Genomic DNA, 17,545 nt, shown 5'->3' with positions numbered 1-17,545 from the left:
GGCGGCCGGACGCGGGGATTGGCGGATGCGGGGAGGCCGGGTGCGAGCAGGACGGATGTGGGGGAGGCGGACTCAGGACAGAAGTACCGCGTCACCCAGGGCCATGGTGAAGTAGGACTTCCCCTCGGAGCCGCTCTTCGTCATGACGCAGGTGATCTGCACCTGGTCCTGGCCGGAGATGTCGACCGAGAGGGTGCGGACCGCGCTCGACCGCGTCTCCACGGGCTGTCCGATGCGGTTGCCCGCCGCGCTGCTCACCCAGACGTCGCCGACCGACTTGATGGCGTTGTAGGAGTCGGCGGCGATCCCCACTTCGGCCCGCAGGGTCTTGTAGCCGCTCACGTTGTACACGACGCTCTTGCCGGTCTCGTTGCAGTTGAGCCGGACCGCCTTCGGGTAGTTCTGCCCGAGCATGGTGGCGGGGGCGGAGACCGCGTCACCGCCGCCGGTGACCTCGTCCAGGTCCGCGAGATAGGTCTGCCGTCCCTCCCCGGCCGACTCGACGTCTCCGCCCGAGGAGTCGTCCGTCGAGTCGTCCGCCGAGTCGTCCGTCGGTGTCTCGGTCGCGCTCTGGACGTCCGGCGACGGTGTCACGGTCACCGTGGCCGTGGCGGTCACCGTGGGCGCGGACACGGGCTTGTCGTCGCCCGAGCCCCGGTCGACGACCACCACCTGGCCGCCGAAGAAGCCGCCGACCGCGGTCGCGGCCAGGACGAGCAGTTCGACCCACCGCGGAATGCCCCAGGAGCGGCGCGGAGCCGACGGCGGCTCCGGACCGCTGCCGTCGGGCTGTCGCTGTTTGTCGAGATTCATGGGCGTTCCTCTGCGAGCACCGGAATGTGACGATCACGCTAGTCACGCCGGATATGGCGTGACGGCACAGTCGTCGCTTTGGTCCCGGGCAGCGGGAGCGCGCGCACAAGAGGGGGCGCGCTCCCGACCTGGAGTGCGCCGTCGCACTCCTGCTGTCAGCCGGGTGTCAGCCGGGTGTCATCCGGGGTCCGGAAGGGACGGGGTGGTAGCCCCTGACACCAGACGCCGCATGTCCTGCTGGGCGACCGCGAAATCAGCGCGGTCCGACGACTGGAACGGGCGGAAGAACCAGTTGGGCACTCGGGTCTGCCGCAGCCGCGTGGACAGCAGGACGTCCTGGATCTGCCGTGCCAGGAACAGGAGTTGGGGTACGTCGGCCGCGGGTGCGCCCCGGGACGCGTAGGTGTGGATCCGCTCCAGGAGCACCGCCTGCGTGTGCTCCCTGGCCGTCGCCGTGTCCCGCTGGGTGATGACGATGTCCATACCGGTCAGCAGCAGCCCCAGTGACGGGACGAACCACTGCAGGAGCAGTTCCGCCACGGACATGCTCCGGGCCGCGGCGACGCCCACGCCCGTGGCGCTCCACACGGCCAGGAAGGCCAGCACCGTGGCGGCGTAGCGACGGCGTACCCGGGCTCCCCAGCCCAGGTTCTGCAGTTGGCACGCGAGGACATCGAGGGGATGGTCGAGCTCGTCCATCTCGTCGATCTCGTAGTAGTCGTACAACCGCGACTCGGCGCCCCGGTACCGGCGGGCGACCCGGCTCACCTCGTGGCCCGGCGGCGGGGATCCCGCCAGTACCTGGTTCCACTCGATGCCGAAGAGCCGTACGTCGAACATCTCCTGGACCAGGGCCGCCCGGCGCAGCTCCGGGGCGGTCCAGGCGGGAGCCCCGACGACGTGGACGACGGCCCAGACGAAGCCGGCGAGCGTGACGGGCGTCTGCATGGCCGGAACGAAGACACCGAGCGTCGCCGTGCCCGCCAGCAGGACCGAGACGGCCAGGTGGGCCGAGACCAGACGCTGGGCGCGCCGGTGCGACGTGGTCGCCGCCCTCAGGAGCAGCAGCATCTCGGGACTGTTCTGCCGTGTCAGGATCGACGCGGCCGGTGTGCCCCTCACATCGCCCCCCAGGGATGGTTCAAGGCCGGCCGGATCCGAACGGGAAACCACCGCTTTGGCAGTGATGCGCCCGCCGTCCGGAGGCACACGCGTACGGTGTCGGCCTACGTCTTCGCCTACGTCTTCGCCTACGTCTTCGCCTACGTCTTCGCCTACGTCTTCGTCAGGTCTCCCAGACGCTCAGCCCGCCCTCGCTGTCGAGCAGGGCGGCCAGCCGTCCGTCCCGGGACAGGGCGAAGTCGTTGTAGTAGCCGGACTGTTGGAGCTGCGTTCCGGCCGGCCCGGTGGTCGGGCAGACGAGCCGGCCGCGCTTCAGCCAGAGCAGGGTGCCCGTGTCCGTGCACACCAGACGCATCTGCGCCGCGCCCAGCCCTTCGAAGCTCTGCCGGTTGCCCAGGGGACTGCGGTAGACCTCCCTGCCGTCGGCCACGCTCCACACGACCACCTCCTCGAAGGTGACGCACCCCACGTGGCTGCCGGACGGAGAGACCGCGAGCCAGCATCCGGGATCCGGCAGCACGGCCTTGAACCAGGGGAGTCTCAGATACGGCAGGCTGTTCTCGGTCTCCTTCTTGAGAACCGTGCCGCCGCGCCGGTGGATCTGGACGCTCCTGGAGGTGGCCAGGGCGATCACCGAGCCGTCGGTGCTGATGGCACTGGCCGCGAGCCCGGACGGACAGGGGACCGACGCGATGGGCGCCCCGTCCTCGAAGCCGCGCACCGTCAGCTGTTTCCTGTCGTGCGTCGCGAGGACGTCCCCGCCGCTGGTGATCAGGAAGTGGTCGGCGGCGAGCCGGACGGGCGCCACCCGCTCCACACCGCCCTCCTGGGGGAAGCGCAGGATGTCCAGTTCGTCCGGGCGTGCCACGACGACGCTGTGGGTCAGGGACGACGCCAGAGCCTGGTGGCCGAGCCGGAGACCGCGCGCCTTCCCTCCCGCGCCGGGCAACTCGCTGCCCGAGACGGTCCACCGCTTGACGCCGCCTCGGCCGTCCACGACGACGACGGTGTGGTCCGGCCCGAACCCCACGACGGCCTCGGGGTCCCGTACCCCCGTCGGCGTCGTCCACAGCTGTCGGCGAGGGGCCTGGTCCGGGACGAACGTCGCGGGAGCGGCCGTACTCGGGGCGGCGAACACGGGATCGGCGAAGGAGTCCCGCTCCGGCTGCCGGAACGCGGCGTCCGGCCCGGTGCTCGCGGCGGTGCGCTTCAGCAACTCCCCGCCGGCATGGGCCGCCAGCCGCGCGAACCAGGCACGGCCCGCCTCCGGGATGGCGCTGTACGACGTGAACAGCAGGGCCCGTGCCTGGAGGCAGGCCAGGAACTGCGTCTCCCACTGGTCGCCCCAGTGCCGCTCCCGCATGATCCGCAGCGCCGTGTCCCGTACGGCGGTCACCCGTTCCACGGCCCCCGGGACGATGTTCGCGCGGTGGGTGACGGACGGGTCGACGAGGAACCGCAGCAGCGCGTGCCGCTGCTCCGGGGGCAGCGGCTCCTTCACGTAGGGCACGAGGGAGGCCAGCAGCAGGGTGGCGATGTCGATGCCGAGCGCGGACGACTCCGAGAAGGTGCACACGTCGATGAGGCGGTACTCGTCCGGCCGGGGTTCGCCCTCCCGGCTGGGCACCAGGATGTTGTCCAGGTGCAGATCGCCGTGGTTCCGTCCGGGAAGGATCCGCACCTCGGGGTCCGGCAGCCCCGGGTGGCCGCCGAACACCATCAAGTAGGGGTTGGGCAGGGGGAGTCCGTCGCTGTAGATCCACGGTGGCGACGGGTCGAGGAGGTGCAGGTCCCGGCCCCAGGTCTGGATCGTTCCGCCACTGGTCCAGGCGTCGTCGAGGTCCGCGCGCAGGAAGTCCGAGACGCGCACCGGTCGCGGGACCGTGCCGTGCTCCCGCTCCAGGGCCGGGCCGTTCCACTCCGTGAGCAGACCGCCGACGACCTTGCCCAACACCTGGTTCAGCGCCTCGTCGTCCAGAGCGCTCGCGGGGCGGCTGCCGCGCAGACTGTGACCGGCGGGCTCCTGGAACATCACGGTCCGGCCGTCGGGGAGGTCGCGCGGATCGTCCGGCTGCCCGACCAGATGCCGCCGGGAGAAGTCGGGCACGGCGTCCCACGCCCTGCCGAGGGCGGCGGGTTCGCGGCCGGACGGCCCTTTCGGCAGCACCTTGACGACGACCACCCGGGCCGGGGGCGCGACCTCCGCCGCGAGGAGGACCGCGCCGGTGTACCCCTTGCCCGGCACGCTCCACAGCGGGCGCGGCAGGGACAGCTCCCCGGCCCCCGCTTCCCGCGCCCAGGTGGTGAGTTCGGCCAGTGTGTCCGCCCCGCACTCCCGCTTGATGATCGTCGCGTCTTCCTCCGGGATACGAACCACAGGGAAACTCCTCGGCGGGACGAAAGGGTTGCGGAAGTCGCCCAGAGCACACGATGCGTCGGGTCAGTGACACAGAGTGGCACGAACGCCGCGCATACACACAGAAAATCGGCCTGGTTCACCCGCAAGTCCGCCGTCGGTCCCGACAGATGACGAGGGCGGAGCCCGAAAGCTCCGCCCGCACACCATGAAACCCCAGGTCAGGGCCAGACCAGGCAGTACGGCTGGTGTCCCGCCTCGTGCAGCCGGTGGCTGAAGTCCTGCCACTCGTGGAGGAGTTGGTAGACGTTGAAGGCGTCACGGGGGCCGCCGCGGTCCGGCACCGTCGACCAGATGAAGGCGGCCGCGCCGACCGCTTCCTCGCCGATGCCCCTGAGAGGGTCGACGACGGTCATCGGGAGCTTCACGACGGCGTAGTCGGGGTGGAGGACGACCAGTTCGAGCGGGGGCACCTTGTGGAGGGGGACGCCTTCGATGCCGGTCAGCACCATCGCGGCCATCGTCTCCGGCTTGATCTTGGTGAACATGCCGTTCATGCCGAGTTCGTCGCCGCCGAGTTCCTCGGGGCGCATCGAGATCGGGACACGGGCCGCGGTCGCGCCGTCGGGCGCGCCGAAGTATTTGTACGTCACCCCCACCCGACCACCATTCCCGCTCCCCGCCCGGAGCCGGTTGACCACGTGGTCCAGGCCGTCCACACGGTCCGCGCGGTCCGCACTCTCGATGCGGTCCGTACGGTCCTTGCGGTCCGCGCGGCTCCTGCGTTCCGCGCGACTGCTGCGATCCACCAGGTCGGGCCGGTCCATCCGGTCCGTCTGATCCATTCCGTCCACACGATTGACACGATCCACATGATCGGCACGATCCATACGGTCCATACCGTCCATACGGCTGCGCCGCCCGATCCGCTCAGGGCCACCGCTCTGGATCCGGTCGGAACCGTTGGACTGGACCCGGTCGGAACCGCTCTGGACACGGTCGCCGCCGGTCTCGGTCCGGCCGGTACCCGCTTCCGTGCGGTCCGTGCGGTCGGCGCGGTCAGTACGGTCGGCATCGCCCTGCGAACCGTGTGAGCCGTGTGAGTCGTGTGTGCCGTGTGCACTCTGCGGACCGTACACGCCCGGCTGACCCTGCGGGGCGTACGGGGGCTGTGACCCCGGCGACCCCGAGGGCGCGGGTGGTACTGGCGACCCCGACGGCGTGGGTGGTACGGACGGAACCGGCGGCACGGGTGGCACCGGCGGCGGCGCCGGCAACGAACTCTGCGGCCCCGGCCCGGTCGACCCGCTCAGCTCGCCCGGTGCGCTCCGCTCCGCGGGCGCACCGCGGTCCGTGGACCCGCCCCGGTCGGTCGACCCGCTTCGCTCCTGCCGGGTCTCCGCGGCCTCCTCCGCCTCGCGCCGGTGCCTGCCCCGCCGGGCACGACGAGGACCGAGGTCACCGGTCCCCTCGCCCAGTCCGCCACCGCGATGCATATCTCCACCCGAACGCATTTCTGGGCCGCGTGACCCCCGCCGCGCAACCCGATCATCGTGTCAGTGACCTCCCCCGCGACCGCCCGCCGAAACGTGCGCGCAAACACCAGTCGGCAGGATCTTCGGAGCCTCTGACACCATGGCCTGTGTGAGCTATCCGTACGAAGCCCCAGTTTCGCAGACTCTCTTCGAGCGCGCGGCGGCCGTCACGCCCGGCGGCGTGAACTCTCCCGTGCGCGCCTTCCGTGCCGTGGGCGGTACGCCCCGGTTCATGGTGTCCGGTACCGGTCCTTATCTCACCGACGCCGATGGTCGCGAGTATGTCGATCTTGTGTGTTCGTGGGGTCCCATGATCCTCGGGCACTCCCGTCCCGAGGTCATCGCCGCCGTCCAGGAGGCCGTCTCGCGCGGCACCTCCTTCGGTACGCCCGGTGAGGGCGAGGTCGCACTCGCCGAGGAGATGGTGGCCCGCGTCGGGCCGCTGGAGCAGGTGCGGCTCGTGTCCAGCGGGACCGAGGCCACCATGTCCGCGATCCGGCTCGCCCGCGGCTTCACCGGCCGTGCCAAGGTGGTGAAGTTCGCCGGGTGTTACCACGGTCACGTCGACTCGCTCCTCGCCGCCGCCGGGTCCGGCCTCGCCACCTTCGCGCTGCCCGACACCCCGGGTGTCACCGGCGCCCAGGCCGGCGACACCATCGTGCTGCCCTACAACGACCTCGACGCCGTACGGGCCGCCTTCGCCGCCCACCCCGGCGAGATCGCCTGCGTCATCACCGAGGCATCCCCGGGCAACATGGGCGTCGTACCGCCGCTGCCGGGCTTCAACCAGGGCCTCAAGGACGCCTGCGCGGAGAACGGCGCCCTCTACATCTCCGACGAGGTCATGACCGGGTTCCGTACCAGCCGGGCCGGTTGGTTCGGGATCGACGGAGTCGTGCCCGATCTCATGACCTTCGGCAAGGTCATGGGTGGTGGCTTCCCGGCCGCGGCCTTCGGCGGTCGCGCCGACGTCATGGCGCGCCTCGCGCCCGCCGGGCCCGTCTACCAGGCCGGCACGCTGTCCGGGAACCCGGTCGCGACCGCCGCCGGGCTCGCCCAGCTGCGGCTGCTGGACGACGCGGCGTACGCCGTCGTCGATGCCGTGTCTCGGCAGATCCAGGGGCTCGTCACGGACGCGCTCACCAAGGAAGGCGTCGCGCACACGCTGCAGAACGCCTCCAACATGTTCTCCGTGTTCTTCACGGACACGCCCGTGCGGAACTACGAGGAGGCCAAGGCGCAGGAGTCGTACCGCTTCAACGCCTTCTTCCACTCGATGTTGTCGCAGGGCGTCTACTTGCCGCCGTCGTCGTTCGAGTCGTGGTTCGTGTCGACCGCGCACGACGAGCGGGCGGTTCAGCGGATCGCCGACGCCCTTCCGGCGGCGGCGCGGGCAGCAGCGGAGGCCACAGCGGCATGAGTGACATCACCGTCGTCCACCTGATGCGACACGGAGAGGTCGCCAACCCGGACGGGATCCTGTACGGACGGCTCACCGGGTACCACCTCTCCGACCTCGGACGCCGTATGGCCGACCGGGTCGCCGAACAGCTGACGCCTCGGGACGTCACGTACGTCGTCGCCTCCCCGCTGGAGCGGGCGCAGGAGACGGCGACGCCGATCGCCAAGGCGCACGGGCTCGACCTCGCCACCGACGCGCGGCTCATCGAGGCGGACAACGTCTTCCAGGGCAAGACCTTCGGCGTCGGTGACGGCGCGCTGAAGCGCCCCGAGAACTGGAAGCATCTGGTCAACCCGTTCAAGCCGTCGTGGGGCGAGCCGTACGTCGACCAGGTCGTCCGGATGATGGGGGCGCTCGACGCGGCGAAGGACGCGGCGCGCGGGCACGAGGCCGTGCTCGTCTCCCACCAGCTGCCGATCTGGATCGTGCGGTCGTACGTGGAGCGCCGCCGCCTCTGGCACGACCCGCGCCGGCGTCAGTGCACCCTCGCCTCCCTGACCACGTTCACGTACCAGGGCGACAAGATCGTCTCCGTCGGCTACAGCGAGCCGGCGCGGGATCTGGTCCCGCCTCATCTCCTGGCCGGGGCCAAGCCGGTCAAGGGCAAGGACAAGGCGTTCGGGGCGTGAACGCTCCGCTGGAGAGCCGGGTGATCGAGGTCGTCGGGGAACTGCGGGCCGGTCGTGGTTGCTCGCGCAGTTCCCCGCGCCCCTGAAAAGATCTGCGCTCGCCGGCGATCAAAAGGAACCTTCGGGGCCGTACGTCTCTCTCACAGACGTACGGCCCCGTCCCGTGTGCCACGCATCTGGGAGTATTCAGTCAAAGAGTCCTAAATATGTGCTAGCTACGCGGAACCCCCGAGTTTCCCGGCCCCTCTAAAACGGTGTGCTTCACGTGAACAGGTGCGTGAATTGACCGTGGGGGAAGTGGGGAAGTAATGCGCGACATATCGCGAAGGGGGATGCTCGGGCTCGGCGCGGGCGCGGCCGCGGGGCTGGGGCTGGCCGGGTGCGGTACGGGGCTCGGGGGCAAACCGAGCGAGGCCGGTGGGTCCGGCGGTGGCGGCAAAAGCCTGGGGAAGAACGGGAAACCGGGGAAGACGGCGAAGCTGCTGGGTGACGGGTCGACCTCGTACACGGGGAAGCAGCCGAACCAGCCGGGGAAGCCGCAGCCGTTGGTGCCCGGCGAGACGCCGCCGCAGTTCGTGGTGTTCTCCTGGGACGGGGCCGGGGATGTCGGCAACGGTCTTTTCGAGCGGTTCCTGAAGGCCGGGCGGGATCACGACGCCCATATGACGTTCTTCCTCTCCGGGATCTATCTCCTCCCGGAGTCGAAAAAGCGCGTGTACCTGCCGCCGAACAACGCGCCGGGCGCCTCCGACATCGGTTATCTGACGGACGAGCACATCAAGTCGACGCTGGGGCATGTGCGCACGGCGTGGCTCGACGGGCACGAGATGGGCACCCACTTCAACGGCCACTTCTGCGGTGGCAGCGGCTCGGTCGGGAACTGGACGCCGAAGCAGTGGCGCAGCGAGATCGACCAGGCGAAGGCGTTCGTCAAGGAGTGGAGGACCAACAGCGGCTGGACCGACGTCGAACCCCTGCCGTTCGACTACGACAAGGAGCTGATCGGCGGCCGGGCGCCGTGTCTGCTGGGGCAGGAGAACCTGCTGCCCACCGCGCGCGAGCTCGGCTGGCGCTACGACTCCTCCTCGCCCGGCGGCCTCCAGGTCTGGCCCGGCAAGAAGCAGGGCATATGGGATCTTCCGTTGCAGTCCGTGCCGTTCCCGGGCCGCAGCTTCGAGGTCCTCTCGATGGACTACAACATCATGTACAACCAGTCCCAGAACTCCACCCAGGCCCCGCCGGCCAACTACCCGGCCTACCGCACCCAGGCGACCGGCGCGTACGTCGCCGGCTTCCAGCGCGCGTACGAGACGAACCGGGCGCCGCTGTTCATCGGCAACCACTTCGAGGAGTGGAACGGCGGGGTCTACATGGACGCCGTCGAGGAGGCCCTCAAGCACATCGCGCGGGCCAAGGAGAAGGCCAGGGACGGGGACATACGGATCGTCTCCTTCCGGCAGTTCGTGGACTGGATGGACGCGCAGACGCCGGACGTCCTGGCCAAGCTCCAGACCCTCGGGGTGGGGCAGCGGCCGACGGGTGGGTGGAAGGAGTTCCTGAGGGCCGGATCGGCCGCCTGACCTCGCCGTACGACGGCGGCTGACCCCGCCGTAAGCCCGCGAAACGGGCATGCGAAACTTTTCACATGAGTGTCCGTACGAGCCGCAGTCGTGCCGCTTTGCTCTCCGTCGGGGCCGTTGCCCTGGCGCTGGTGCTGTCCGCCTGTGCGGGCGGAGGCATCGAGGGCGGTGGCGGCGGGACCGGGTTCATCACCGGCTCCGACGGGATCGCGACGGTGAAGAAGGGGGATCGGGACGACGCGCCCGAGCTCTCCGGGAAGACCATCGACGGCGACCGGCTCGACGTCTCGTCCGCCTACAAGGGCAAGATCATCGTCCTGAACGTGTGGGGCTCCTGGTGCGCGCCGTGCCGCGCCGAGGCGCCCAACCTGGCGAAGGTCTCCACGGACCTCGCCGACCAGGGCGTGCAGTTCGTCGGCATCAACACGCGGGACACCAGCACACGGCCCGCGGTCGCCTTCGAGGAGGAGTACAAGGTCGACTACCCGAGCCTGTACGACCCCACCGGCAAGCTGCTGCTGCGCTTCGAGAAGGGCTCGCTCAACCCGCAGCTGATCCCCTCCACGCTGGTCGTCGACCGGGACGGGAAGCTCGCGGCGCGTACCCAGCAGGCGCTGAGCGAGGAGAAGCTGCGCAAGATGCTCAAGCCGATCCTCGCGGAGAAGTGACGTGCCGGGGATGTCCGCGCTCACCGCGACCACCGAGCTGACCACGACTCACGCGCTCACCACGACCGCCGCCGAGATGAACGAGACCGTCTTCAACGGGGCCCTGCTGCTCGCCCTGCCGATCGCCGTTCTCGGCGGGCTCGTCTCCTTCTTCTCGCCCTGCGTCCTGCCCCTCGTGCCCGGCTATCTGTCGTACGTCACCGGAGTCGGCGGCACCGACCTGGCCGACGCCCGCAAGGGGCGGATGGCGGCCGGGGCCGTGCTGTTCGTACTCGGGTTCACCTTCGTGTTCGTCTCCAGCGGCGCGCTCTTCGGGTACTTCGGCCGGACCCTGCTGGAGCACCAGGACATCCTGACCAAGGTGCTCGGCGGCCTCATGATCGCCATGGGCCTCTTCTTCATGGGGCTGATGCCCTGGTTCACCCAGCGGGAGTTCCGCTTCCACACCAGGCCGGCCACCGGGCTCGTGGGCGCCCCGATACTCGGCGCGCTCTTCGGCATCGGCTGGGTGCCCTGCATCGGCCCGACCCTCGCCTCGGTCAACGCCCTCGCCCTCGAACAGGCCAGCGCCGGCCGCGGGGCCCTGCTGATGGTGGCGTACTGTCTGGGGCTGGGCCTGCCCTTCGTGCTCGCCGCGGTGGCCTTCCGCAAGGCGCTCGGCGCCTTCGCCTGGGTCAAGCGGCACTACGCGTGGGTGCTGCGCATCGGCGGCGGCATGATGATCACGATCGGACTGCTCATGCTGACCGGCGCCTGGGACCGCATCATTCAGGAGATGCAGGTCTGGTCCGCCGGCTTCACCCCTGGGATCTGAGCCAATGACGACGACCGACTCCGGCAACCGCGAGAACACCGCCCGGCGCGGAAGCGGGGCCCCCGACGACAACGACCTCGGGGCCGCCGGCTCGCAGCTCTCCACCGCCCCCCAGGAGGACGCGCCCAACCTGCCCTCGCTGGGCGTGATCGGCTGGGCCCGCTGGTTCTGGCGGCAGCTGACGTCCATGCGGGTCGCGCTGCTGCTGCTGTTCATGCTGTCGCTCGCGGCGATCCCCGGCTCGCTGATCCCGCAGTCGGGGCAGGACGCGGCCCGGGTCGCCGACTTCATGAAGCGGCACGACACGCTGGGGCCGCTCTACGAGAAGCTCGGGCTGTTCCACGTCTACGGCTCGGTGTGGTTCTCGGCGATCTACATCCTTCTCTTCGTCTCGCTCATCGGCTGCATCGTGCCCCGCACCTGGCAGTTCGTCGGCCAGCTGCGCGGCCGCCCGCCGGGCGCGCCCAAGCGGCTGACCCGGCTGCCCGCGTACGCGACCTGGCGCACGGAGGCCGCGCCGGAGCAGGTGCGCGAGGCCGCGCTGAAGGCGCTGAAGAAGCGCCGGTTCCGCGCCCACCTCGTCGGGGACGCCGTCGCCGCCGAGAAGGGCTATCTCCGGGAGGCGGGCAACCTCGCCTTCCATATCGCCCTGATCGTGATGCTCGTCGCCTTCGCCTGGGGCCAGCTCTACCGGTCCGAGGGCAACAAACTGATCGTCGAGGGCGACGGCTTCGCCAACACCCTCACGCAGTACGACGACTTCAAGTCCGGCAACCTCTTCACCGCCGAGGACCTCAACCCCTTCAGCTTCGACCTCAAGAGCTTCCGGGGCACGTACGAGACGAACGGCCCCAACAAGGGCACGCCGCGCATCTACGAGGCCTCCATCGACTACGCCGTCGGCTCCGACGGCAAGGAGCGGGCGACCAAGATCGAGGTCAACAAGCCCCTGGAGATCGGCGACTCGAAGGTCTACCTCGTCAGCCACGGGTACGCCCCCGTCGTCACCATCAAGGACGGCCGGGGCAAGGTCGTCTTCCAGGACGCCGCGCCGCTGCTGCCGCTGGACTCCAATGTCACCTCCACCGGTGCGATCAAGGTCATGGACGGTTACCGGGACGCCGAGAACAAGTGGGACCAGCTCGGCATCCAGGCCTTCTTCCTGCCGACGTACGGCGGCAAGAACACCGCCGTCGTCTCGCAGTTCCCCGCGCTGCTGAACCCCGTGCTCAACCTGGAGCCGTACCACGGTGATCTCCGGGTCAACGCGGGCATCCCGCAGAGCGTGTACCAGCTCGACAAGTCGAAGCTGAAGGGGTTCAAGGACTCCAAGGGCGCGCAGGTGCGGGAGAACCTGAAGATCGGCGAGTCCATGACGCTGCCGAACGGCGCGGGCACGATCACCTTCGACGGGGTCAAGGAGTGGGCCGGGTTCCAGGTCACCCAGCAGCCGGGTAGTGGGTGGGCCCTGGGTGGAGCGATCACCGCCATTCTCGGTCTTGCCGGGTCGCTGTTCATCCAGCGGCGGCGGGTGTGGGTGCGGGCGGTGGCCGGCCCGGACGGGGTGACCGTCGTGGAGATGGCCGGGCTGGGGCGCAGTGAGTCGGCGAAGGTGCCGGAGGAGCTGGGTGACTTGGCCGCCGCTGTGCACGAAGTGGCCCCGACTGTTGCTGAGCCCGAGTCTGACAGCGAACCGTCCGCCGCTGCTGAGGCCCGGGGCGGTGACGCTTACCGGCGCTCGCCGGGTGCCGCTGCGCCCACCCTCCCCCACTCTCGGCTTCGCTCGAGCGGGGGGACCCCCATCGCCCCAGCGGCACGATTGCCCGCAGACAGTCCGGGCCCGGATTCCCCCACCCCCAAACCCCCAGCCGTACCCTCCGAAGGGGCTGAGCAGTGACTCTCGCCGCCACCAACGAAAACCTCGCGAACATCAGCAACACGCTGATCTACTCCGCGATGGCCGTGTACACCCTGGCCTTCTTCGCGTACATCGCCGAATGGCTCTTCGGGAGCCGGAGCAAGGTGGGCCGTACGGCTGCCGCGCTCACCGCCGATGCCGGTGCCGGCGCGGCGAAGAAGGCGGACGCCCCTGCGGTGACGGTGAAGACGGCCGGCGGGACCGGTGTGCTGGAGCGGCCGAAGGTGGTCGTGCGGGCCGCCGCCGGTGCCCGGGACGTGCCGGACGGGCCCGGCGCGCACGGCGGGGACGAGCAGGGCGACCTCTACGGCCGTATCGCCGTGTCCCTCACCGCGCTGGCCTTCCTCGTGGAGTTCGGCGGGGTGCTCACGCGGGCCCTCTCGGTGCAGCGGGCGCCGTGGGGCAACATGTACGAGTTCAACATCACCTTCTCCACCGTGGCCGTCGGTGTGTACCTCTCGCTGCTCGCGCTGAAGAAGAACGTCCGTTGGCTCGGGCTTCCGCTCATCACGACGGTCCTCCTCGATCTCGGTCTCGCCGTCACTGTCTTGTACACCGCCAGCGACCAGTTGGTTCCCGCCCTCCACTCGTACTGGCTGTACATCCACGTCTCCACCGCGATCTTCTGCGGCGCGGTCTTCTACGTGGGCGCGGTCGGCACGATCCTGTACCTGTTCAAGGACTCCTACGAGAACAAGCTCGTGAGCGGCGGCAGGCCCGGCCGGTTCGCGACCTCCGTCATGGAGCGGCTGCCCGCCTCGGCCTCCCTCGACAAGTTCTCGTACCGCGTCAACGCCGCCGTCTTCCCGCTGTACACGTTCACGATCATCGCGGGCGCCATCTGGGCGGGCGACGCGTGGGGCCGCTACTGGGGCTGGGACCCCAAGGAGACCTGGTCGTTCATCACCTGGGTCGCCTACGCCTGCTACCTGCACGCCCGCGCCACGGCCGGCTGGAAGGGCCGCAAGGCCGCGTACATCGCGATCGTCGCCTTCGCCTGCTGGCTGTTCAACTACTACGGCGTCAACATCTTCGTCAGCGGCAAGCACTCGTACGCGGACGTCGGCCTCGCCGTGCTGCAGTCGGTCGGAGCCTGACGGTCCGCCTCCCGTACAACTTCCGTACATCGACGAAGGCCGGTTCTCTTTTGGCTGCTCCCCTCCGTGGAGGGAAGGGATTCCTGGCTCAGGCTGCCTCCTGGAGCGGCGCTCCAGGAGGTCTTGTGCCCTCGACACCAGCCGGGTTCAGACCAGCCCGGAGGAGCATCACGCGGGCGGAGTTCTTGTCCCTGGGGGATGTGGCTCCGCATGTGGTGCAGGTGTAGGTGCGTTCGGACAGCGGCAGTGCGTGCTTGGTTCTCGCTCCGCACGATGCGCAGTCCATGGTGGTGTGCGCGGGGTGTACGAGGCGCACGTCGCGCCCGTGCTTGCGTCCCATCTCGATCAGGGCCTGTTTGGTGGCGCCGATGGCGGCGTCCGCCGCTTTGCGGGCCATGGTGGTCTGGGCCAGGAACTTTGGGCGGAAGTCCTCGACGGCGATGGCGTCATGGTCGGTCACTACACGCTTGGCCCATTTGCGGGCTGTGTCCTGCCGCTGACGGGCGATCTCCTGGTAGGTCTGCGCCCGCCACTTCTTCGCCTCGCGGTAGCCGTTCGAGGCCGCCTGCCCTTTCTTGGGTTTGCGGCGGGCCATCATGCGGTCGTACCGGGTCAGTTCGGCCTGCGCTTTCCTGCCGTGCTGGGGGTGGGGCAGGTCGTGGGCGTCCGAGGTGGTGGTGGCGGTCTCCTTCACGCCCCAGTCAACGCCGAGCACGCGGCCGGTGGCGAGCAGCGACTGGACTTCGGCGGGGACGACGAACGAGGCGTACCAGTGGCCGATGCTGTCCTGGTACACGCGCACGCTGGTGGGGTCGGCGGGCAAGTCCCGCGACCACACCACGGTCAGCACGATGTTCCCGGCCAGATGCAGGCGTCCGTCCTTGAGGCGGAAGCCGCGCCGGGTGTAGTTCAGCGTCGCCAGCGTCTCGCGTTTCTTCTTGTACCTGGGCATTCCGGCCCGTTGATGGACCGGCTTGCGGTCCTTGATGTCCTTCAGAGCCTTGGCGCGGGATTTGCCGAAGTCCCGGATGAGTTGCTGCTGCGGCACTGAGGACCCCTCTGCGAGCCACGGGGTGCGGGCGCGGGCCTCGGTCAGCATCTTGTCCAGCGCGGCGGGGCCGCATTTCTCTCCGTCCGCGTGGGCCTTCTTCGAGCGGGCCACGCACTCGTTCCAGATCCACCGGCACCGCGCCCACTCGGCTTCCAGGCCAGTGAGGGCGGTCGACGACACGCGGAGCCGGTAGGTGTACCGGGCGTGCCCGGCGCCGTCGGCATCCCGTGGCGTCTTCATGATGCCAAAATAATGCCGTGATCCGTTTCTCTCTCCGAATCCCCGAAGACCTCCACGAACGAGTGACGGCCCGTGCGGCAGCAGACCGGCGGTCCCTCAACTCCGAGATCCTCCACCTCTTGGACATCGCCCTCAGCTCTCCTGAAGCGACCGCCGGATTGCACAGCGGCGATCTGGCTGTCCCTGCCTCTCTACGCGGGAAACCCGATTCATCCCCGGGCTGAAGGCAGGGGCATCCCCCGTAGTTCCAGTGACGTGGGTCACGGGAACCGGCCTTCGGTGTACGGACAGGGGGAGGACGTGGAGACGAATGACGGGGACACGGGGGACCGGAGTGCGCTGCGCGCCCGGATCAGAGACGGGGACGCGGGGGCCTTCGGGGAGGTCTTCGACGCGTACGCGCGTTCCGTCTACAACCATGCCTTCCGGCTGACGGGGGACTGGTCGACGGCCGAGGACGTGGTGTCGCTGACCTTTCTGGAGGCGTGGCGGCTGCGGGGGCGGCTGGACGCGGAGGGGGGTTCGCCGCGTCCGTGGCTGCTCGGTATCGCCACCAACGTGGCCCGCAACACGCGTCGGGCCGGGCGGCGCCATGCCGCCGCCGTCGCGCGGCTGCCGAGGCCCGAGTCCGTGCGGGACTTCGCCGACGAGGTCGCCGGGAACCTCGACGACCAGGCGTATCTGCGGGCCGTACGTACGGCGGTGGAACGGCTGCGGCGGCCCGAGCGTGAGGTGCTCGCGTTGTGCGCCTGGGGTGGTCTCGACTACGTGGCGGCCGCGGAGGCCCTCGGTGTTCCCGTCGGCACGGTGCGTTCCCGTCTCTCCCGGGCCAGAGCCAAGCTCGCCGCGCAACTGAGAGCGCGGGAACCCGACGCCGACCGCGGACAGACAAGAGACGGCCACACCCCCGTGGCCGGGCCCATCCAGGAGGGGAACCCGTGAACGACAACCCGTCCCCCCGCGACAACCCGTCCCCCCGCGACGAGCCGTCCCCCCGCGACGAGCCGTCCCCTCGCGACGAGCCGTCCGCCGAGGACATGGCGTCCAGCGGGGCCGCCGCCCCGTCTGCCGGGGGCGTGCCGTCCGGTGAAGGTGTTCCGGACGCCGCGGAACGGGAGCTTCCGCCGGGCCGTCACCGCGTGCTGAGGGAGCGGCTGATGCGTGAGATCGAGAGTGCGAAGAGCGCCGGGAGCAGGAGACCGGTCTGGCGGCGGCCCGCCGTTGTCGTGCCCGCCGTGGCCGCCGTGCTGACCGCCGCGGTCGTGGTGGGGGCGGCGGTGACGCAGCAGGCGGCCGTGCCGCCGACGACGCAGGCGGACAGTTCGGAGGGCCGGGGGCAGAGCGATGCGGACGCGACGCGGAGTGACCAGAGTGCCGCCGTGCTGCTGGAGCGGATCGCGAGGGCGGCTGAGAAGCGGACGTTGCCCGAGGTGAGGGACGACCAGTTCGTCTACACCGAGCAGGACGACTACCACTGGAAGACGGACCCCGAGAGGCCCCGCACCGACTGTCCCTCGACCGACGAGGGGCATGCCTTCGGTGTCCGCGAGGTCTGGTGGTCGGTCGACGGGCAGCACGTCGGGTTGTCCCGGGAGCACCGGGACGGCGGCAAGGTGGTCGAACGGTCCGTCGCCAAGCAACTGCCCGACAAGAACGGCGTCAGCTTCTTCCGGGAGGTGGAGGAGGAGCTGCCGACGGATGCCGACGCGATGTACCGGTACCTGTACGGGCTGAAGGGCGATGCGACGCGGCCTTCCGGAGCGAAGTCGGCCGACCGGAACGCCTTCGAGAAGGCTTCCGCGCTGCTCAGCGGACAGCTGTTGCCGCCGAAGGTGGAGGCCGCGCTGTATCGGGCCGTCGCGCGGATTCCTGGGCTGACCGTGTACGAGGGGTCAAAGGACGCGGCGGGGCGTACGGGTGTCTCCGTCGGCCTTGAGGGCAGCTGGCCCGGTGACTTCGGGCAGGGGCCCGCCCGTCACGAGCTTCTCTTCGACGGTCGGACGTCGGGCTTCCTGGCCCGGAACTCCGTCAACCTCGACCCTCCCGGCGACGCCTGTCAGGTTCTCGAACCCGGTGACCTCGTCTCGTCCGTGGCGATCCTGGAACGCGGGGTGGTCGACCGGACCGGTGAACGGCCTTAGTCGCCCCCGCCGCCCCTACCCGTCCCGTCCCCAGGGGCTGCGCTCCTTCGCCCCCATCTGCGGGTGGGTGGGGCTGCTCGCGCAGTTCCCCGCGCCCCTGAAAAAGGCAGGGGGCTGCG

16 protein-coding genes are annotated in these 17,545 nt (G+C 69.9%); 11 read left to right on the top strand and 5 right to left on the bottom strand.

Going from position 1 to position 17,545, the window contains the following annotated elements; genetic code table 11:
• Positions 1–72 precede the first annotated feature (72 nt).
• The 4 genes from ACFU53_RS21095 to ACFU53_RS21080 all read right to left on the bottom strand — a co-directional run bounded on the left by ACFU53_RS21095 (position 73) and on the right by ACFU53_RS21080 (position 4,950).
• Positions 73–813: a hypothetical protein gene (locus tag ACFU53_RS21095; protein WP_383994392.1), complete on the bottom strand. Its 741-nt coding sequence runs from the start codon at positions 811–813 to the stop codon at positions 73–75.
• 177 nt (positions 814–990) lie between these two features.
• Complete coding sequence (locus tag ACFU53_RS21090) at positions 991–1,935, bottom strand: S-4TM family putative pore-forming effector (protein WP_383994390.1); 945 nt, start codon at positions 1,933–1,935, stop codon at positions 991–993.
• A 163-nt stretch (positions 1,936–2,098) separates the two neighbouring features.
• Entirely contained in the window at positions 2,099–4,312 is a 2,214-nt protein-coding gene (locus ACFU53_RS21085; RefSeq protein ID WP_383994387.1) for a hypothetical protein, read from the bottom strand.
• Positions 4,313–4,512: 200 nt separating this feature from the next.
• Entirely contained in the window at positions 4,513–4,950 is a 438-nt protein-coding gene (locus ACFU53_RS21080) for a hypothetical protein (protein ID WP_003974483.1), read from the bottom strand.
• 213 nt (positions 4,951–5,163) lie between these two features.
• On the opposite strand from ACFU53_RS21080, the gene ACFU53_RS21075 reads away from it, so the two are divergent.
• From ACFU53_RS21075 to ccsB, 8 genes are all read left to right on the top strand, one after another.
• Positions 5,164–5,385, top strand: coding sequence for a hypothetical protein (locus ACFU53_RS21075; RefSeq protein WP_383994384.1), 222 nt, complete (start codon positions 5,164–5,166; stop codon positions 5,383–5,385).
• 541 nt (positions 5,386–5,926) lie between these two features.
• Positions 5,927–7,246, top strand: a complete 1,320-nt coding sequence (hemL, locus tag ACFU53_RS21070) for a glutamate-1-semialdehyde 2,1-aminomutase (protein WP_383994381.1) — start codon at positions 5,927–5,929, stop codon at positions 7,244–7,246.
• Complete coding sequence (locus tag ACFU53_RS21065) at positions 7,243–7,917, top strand: histidine phosphatase family protein (RefSeq protein WP_383994378.1); 675 nt, start codon at positions 7,243–7,245, stop codon at positions 7,915–7,917. The genes hemL and ACFU53_RS21065 overlap by 4 nt, the downstream gene beginning before the upstream one ends.
• Before the next feature lie 308 nt (positions 7,918–8,225).
• Positions 8,226–9,497, top strand: coding sequence for a hypothetical protein (locus ACFU53_RS21060; RefSeq protein WP_383994376.1), 1,272 nt, complete (start codon positions 8,226–8,228; stop codon positions 9,495–9,497).
• 65 nt (positions 9,498–9,562) lie between these two features.
• On the top strand, positions 9,563–10,165 hold the full coding sequence (locus ACFU53_RS21055; protein WP_383994373.1) for a TlpA family protein disulfide reductase: 603 nt from the start codon (positions 9,563–9,565) through the stop codon (positions 10,163–10,165).
• A gap of 10 nt (positions 10,166–10,175) precedes the next feature.
• Positions 10,176–10,979, top strand: a complete 804-nt coding sequence (locus ACFU53_RS21050; protein WP_383994450.1) for a cytochrome c biogenesis CcdA family protein — start codon at positions 10,176–10,178, stop codon at positions 10,977–10,979.
• 4 nt (positions 10,980–10,983) lie between these two features.
• Complete coding sequence (locus ACFU53_RS21045; RefSeq protein ID WP_383994370.1) at positions 10,984–12,876, top strand: cytochrome c biogenesis protein ResB; 1,893 nt, start codon at positions 10,984–10,986, stop codon at positions 12,874–12,876.
• The gene (ccsB, locus tag ACFU53_RS21040) at positions 12,873–13,994 is read left to right on the top strand and encodes a c-type cytochrome biogenesis protein CcsB (RefSeq protein ID WP_383994367.1); all 1,122 of its coding nucleotides are present in this window, start codon (positions 12,873–12,875) and stop codon (positions 13,992–13,994) included. The genes ACFU53_RS21045 and ccsB overlap by 4 nt, the downstream gene beginning before the upstream one ends.
• Positions 13,995–14,082: 88 nt before the next feature.
• Here ccsB and ACFU53_RS21035 read toward each other — a convergent pair whose 3' ends face one another.
• The gene (locus ACFU53_RS21035; RefSeq protein WP_383994364.1) at positions 14,083–15,285 is read right to left on the bottom strand and encodes an RNA-guided endonuclease InsQ/TnpB family protein; all 1,203 of its coding nucleotides are present in this window, start codon (positions 15,283–15,285) and stop codon (positions 14,083–14,085) included.
• Between the two features lie 17 nt (positions 15,286–15,302).
• Between ACFU53_RS21035 and ACFU53_RS21030 the strand changes: the two genes are divergently transcribed.
• From ACFU53_RS21030 to ACFU53_RS21020, 3 genes are all read left to right on the top strand, one after another.
• Positions 15,303–15,509, top strand: coding sequence for an Arc family DNA-binding protein (locus tag ACFU53_RS21030; protein ID WP_383994361.1), 207 nt, complete (start codon positions 15,303–15,305; stop codon positions 15,507–15,509).
• 76 nt (positions 15,510–15,585) lie between these two features.
• On the top strand, positions 15,586–16,227 hold the full coding sequence (locus tag ACFU53_RS21025; protein ID WP_383994358.1) for an RNA polymerase sigma factor: 642 nt from the start codon (positions 15,586–15,588) through the stop codon (positions 16,225–16,227).
• The gene (locus ACFU53_RS21020) at positions 16,224–17,426 is read left to right on the top strand and encodes a CU044_5270 family protein (protein ID WP_383994355.1); all 1,203 of its coding nucleotides are present in this window, start codon (positions 16,224–16,226) and stop codon (positions 17,424–17,426) included. Before ACFU53_RS21025 ends, ACFU53_RS21020 begins: the two co-directional genes overlap by 4 nt.
• The last annotated feature ends 119 nt before the right edge of the window (positions 17,427–17,545 follow it).

The organism is Streptomyces sp. NPDC057474 (assembly GCF_042802555.1).
GTDB lineage: Bacteria > Actinomycetota > Actinomycetes > Streptomycetales > Streptomycetaceae > Streptomyces.
The sequence above is the reverse complement of the archived record's forward strand: the minus strand, read 5'-3'. Positions and strand labels throughout refer to the sequence as shown.

Coding starts and splice junctions, on each gene's coding strand:
- ACFU53_RS21075 (WP_383994384.1), top strand. CDS start 5,164: ATGATCGGCACGATCCATACGGTCCATACCGTCCATACGGCTGCGCCG.
- ACFU53_RS21060 (WP_383994376.1), top strand. CDS start 8,226: ATGCGCGACATATCGCGAAGGGGGATGCTCGGGCTCGGCGCGGGCGCG.
- ACFU53_RS21050 (WP_383994450.1), top strand. CDS start 10,176: ATGTCCGCGCTCACCGCGACCACCGAGCTGACCACGACTCACGCGCTC.
- ACFU53_RS21045 (WP_383994370.1), top strand. CDS start 10,984: ATGACGACGACCGACTCCGGCAACCGCGAGAACACCGCCCGGCGCGGA.
- ACFU53_RS21035 (WP_383994364.1), bottom strand. CDS start 15,285: ATGAAGACGCCACGGGATGCCGACGGCGCCGGGCACGCCCGGTACACC.
- ACFU53_RS21065 (WP_383994378.1), top strand. CDS start 7,243: ATGAGTGACATCACCGTCGTCCACCTGATGCGACACGGAGAGGTCGCC.
- hemL (WP_383994381.1), top strand. CDS start 5,927: ATGGCCTGTGTGAGCTATCCGTACGAAGCCCCAGTTTCGCAGACTCTC.
- ACFU53_RS21055 (WP_383994373.1), top strand. CDS start 9,563: ATGAGTGTCCGTACGAGCCGCAGTCGTGCCGCTTTGCTCTCCGTCGGG.
- ACFU53_RS21095 (WP_383994392.1), bottom strand. CDS start 813: ATGAATCTCGACAAACAGCGACAGCCCGACGGCAGCGGTCCGGAGCCG.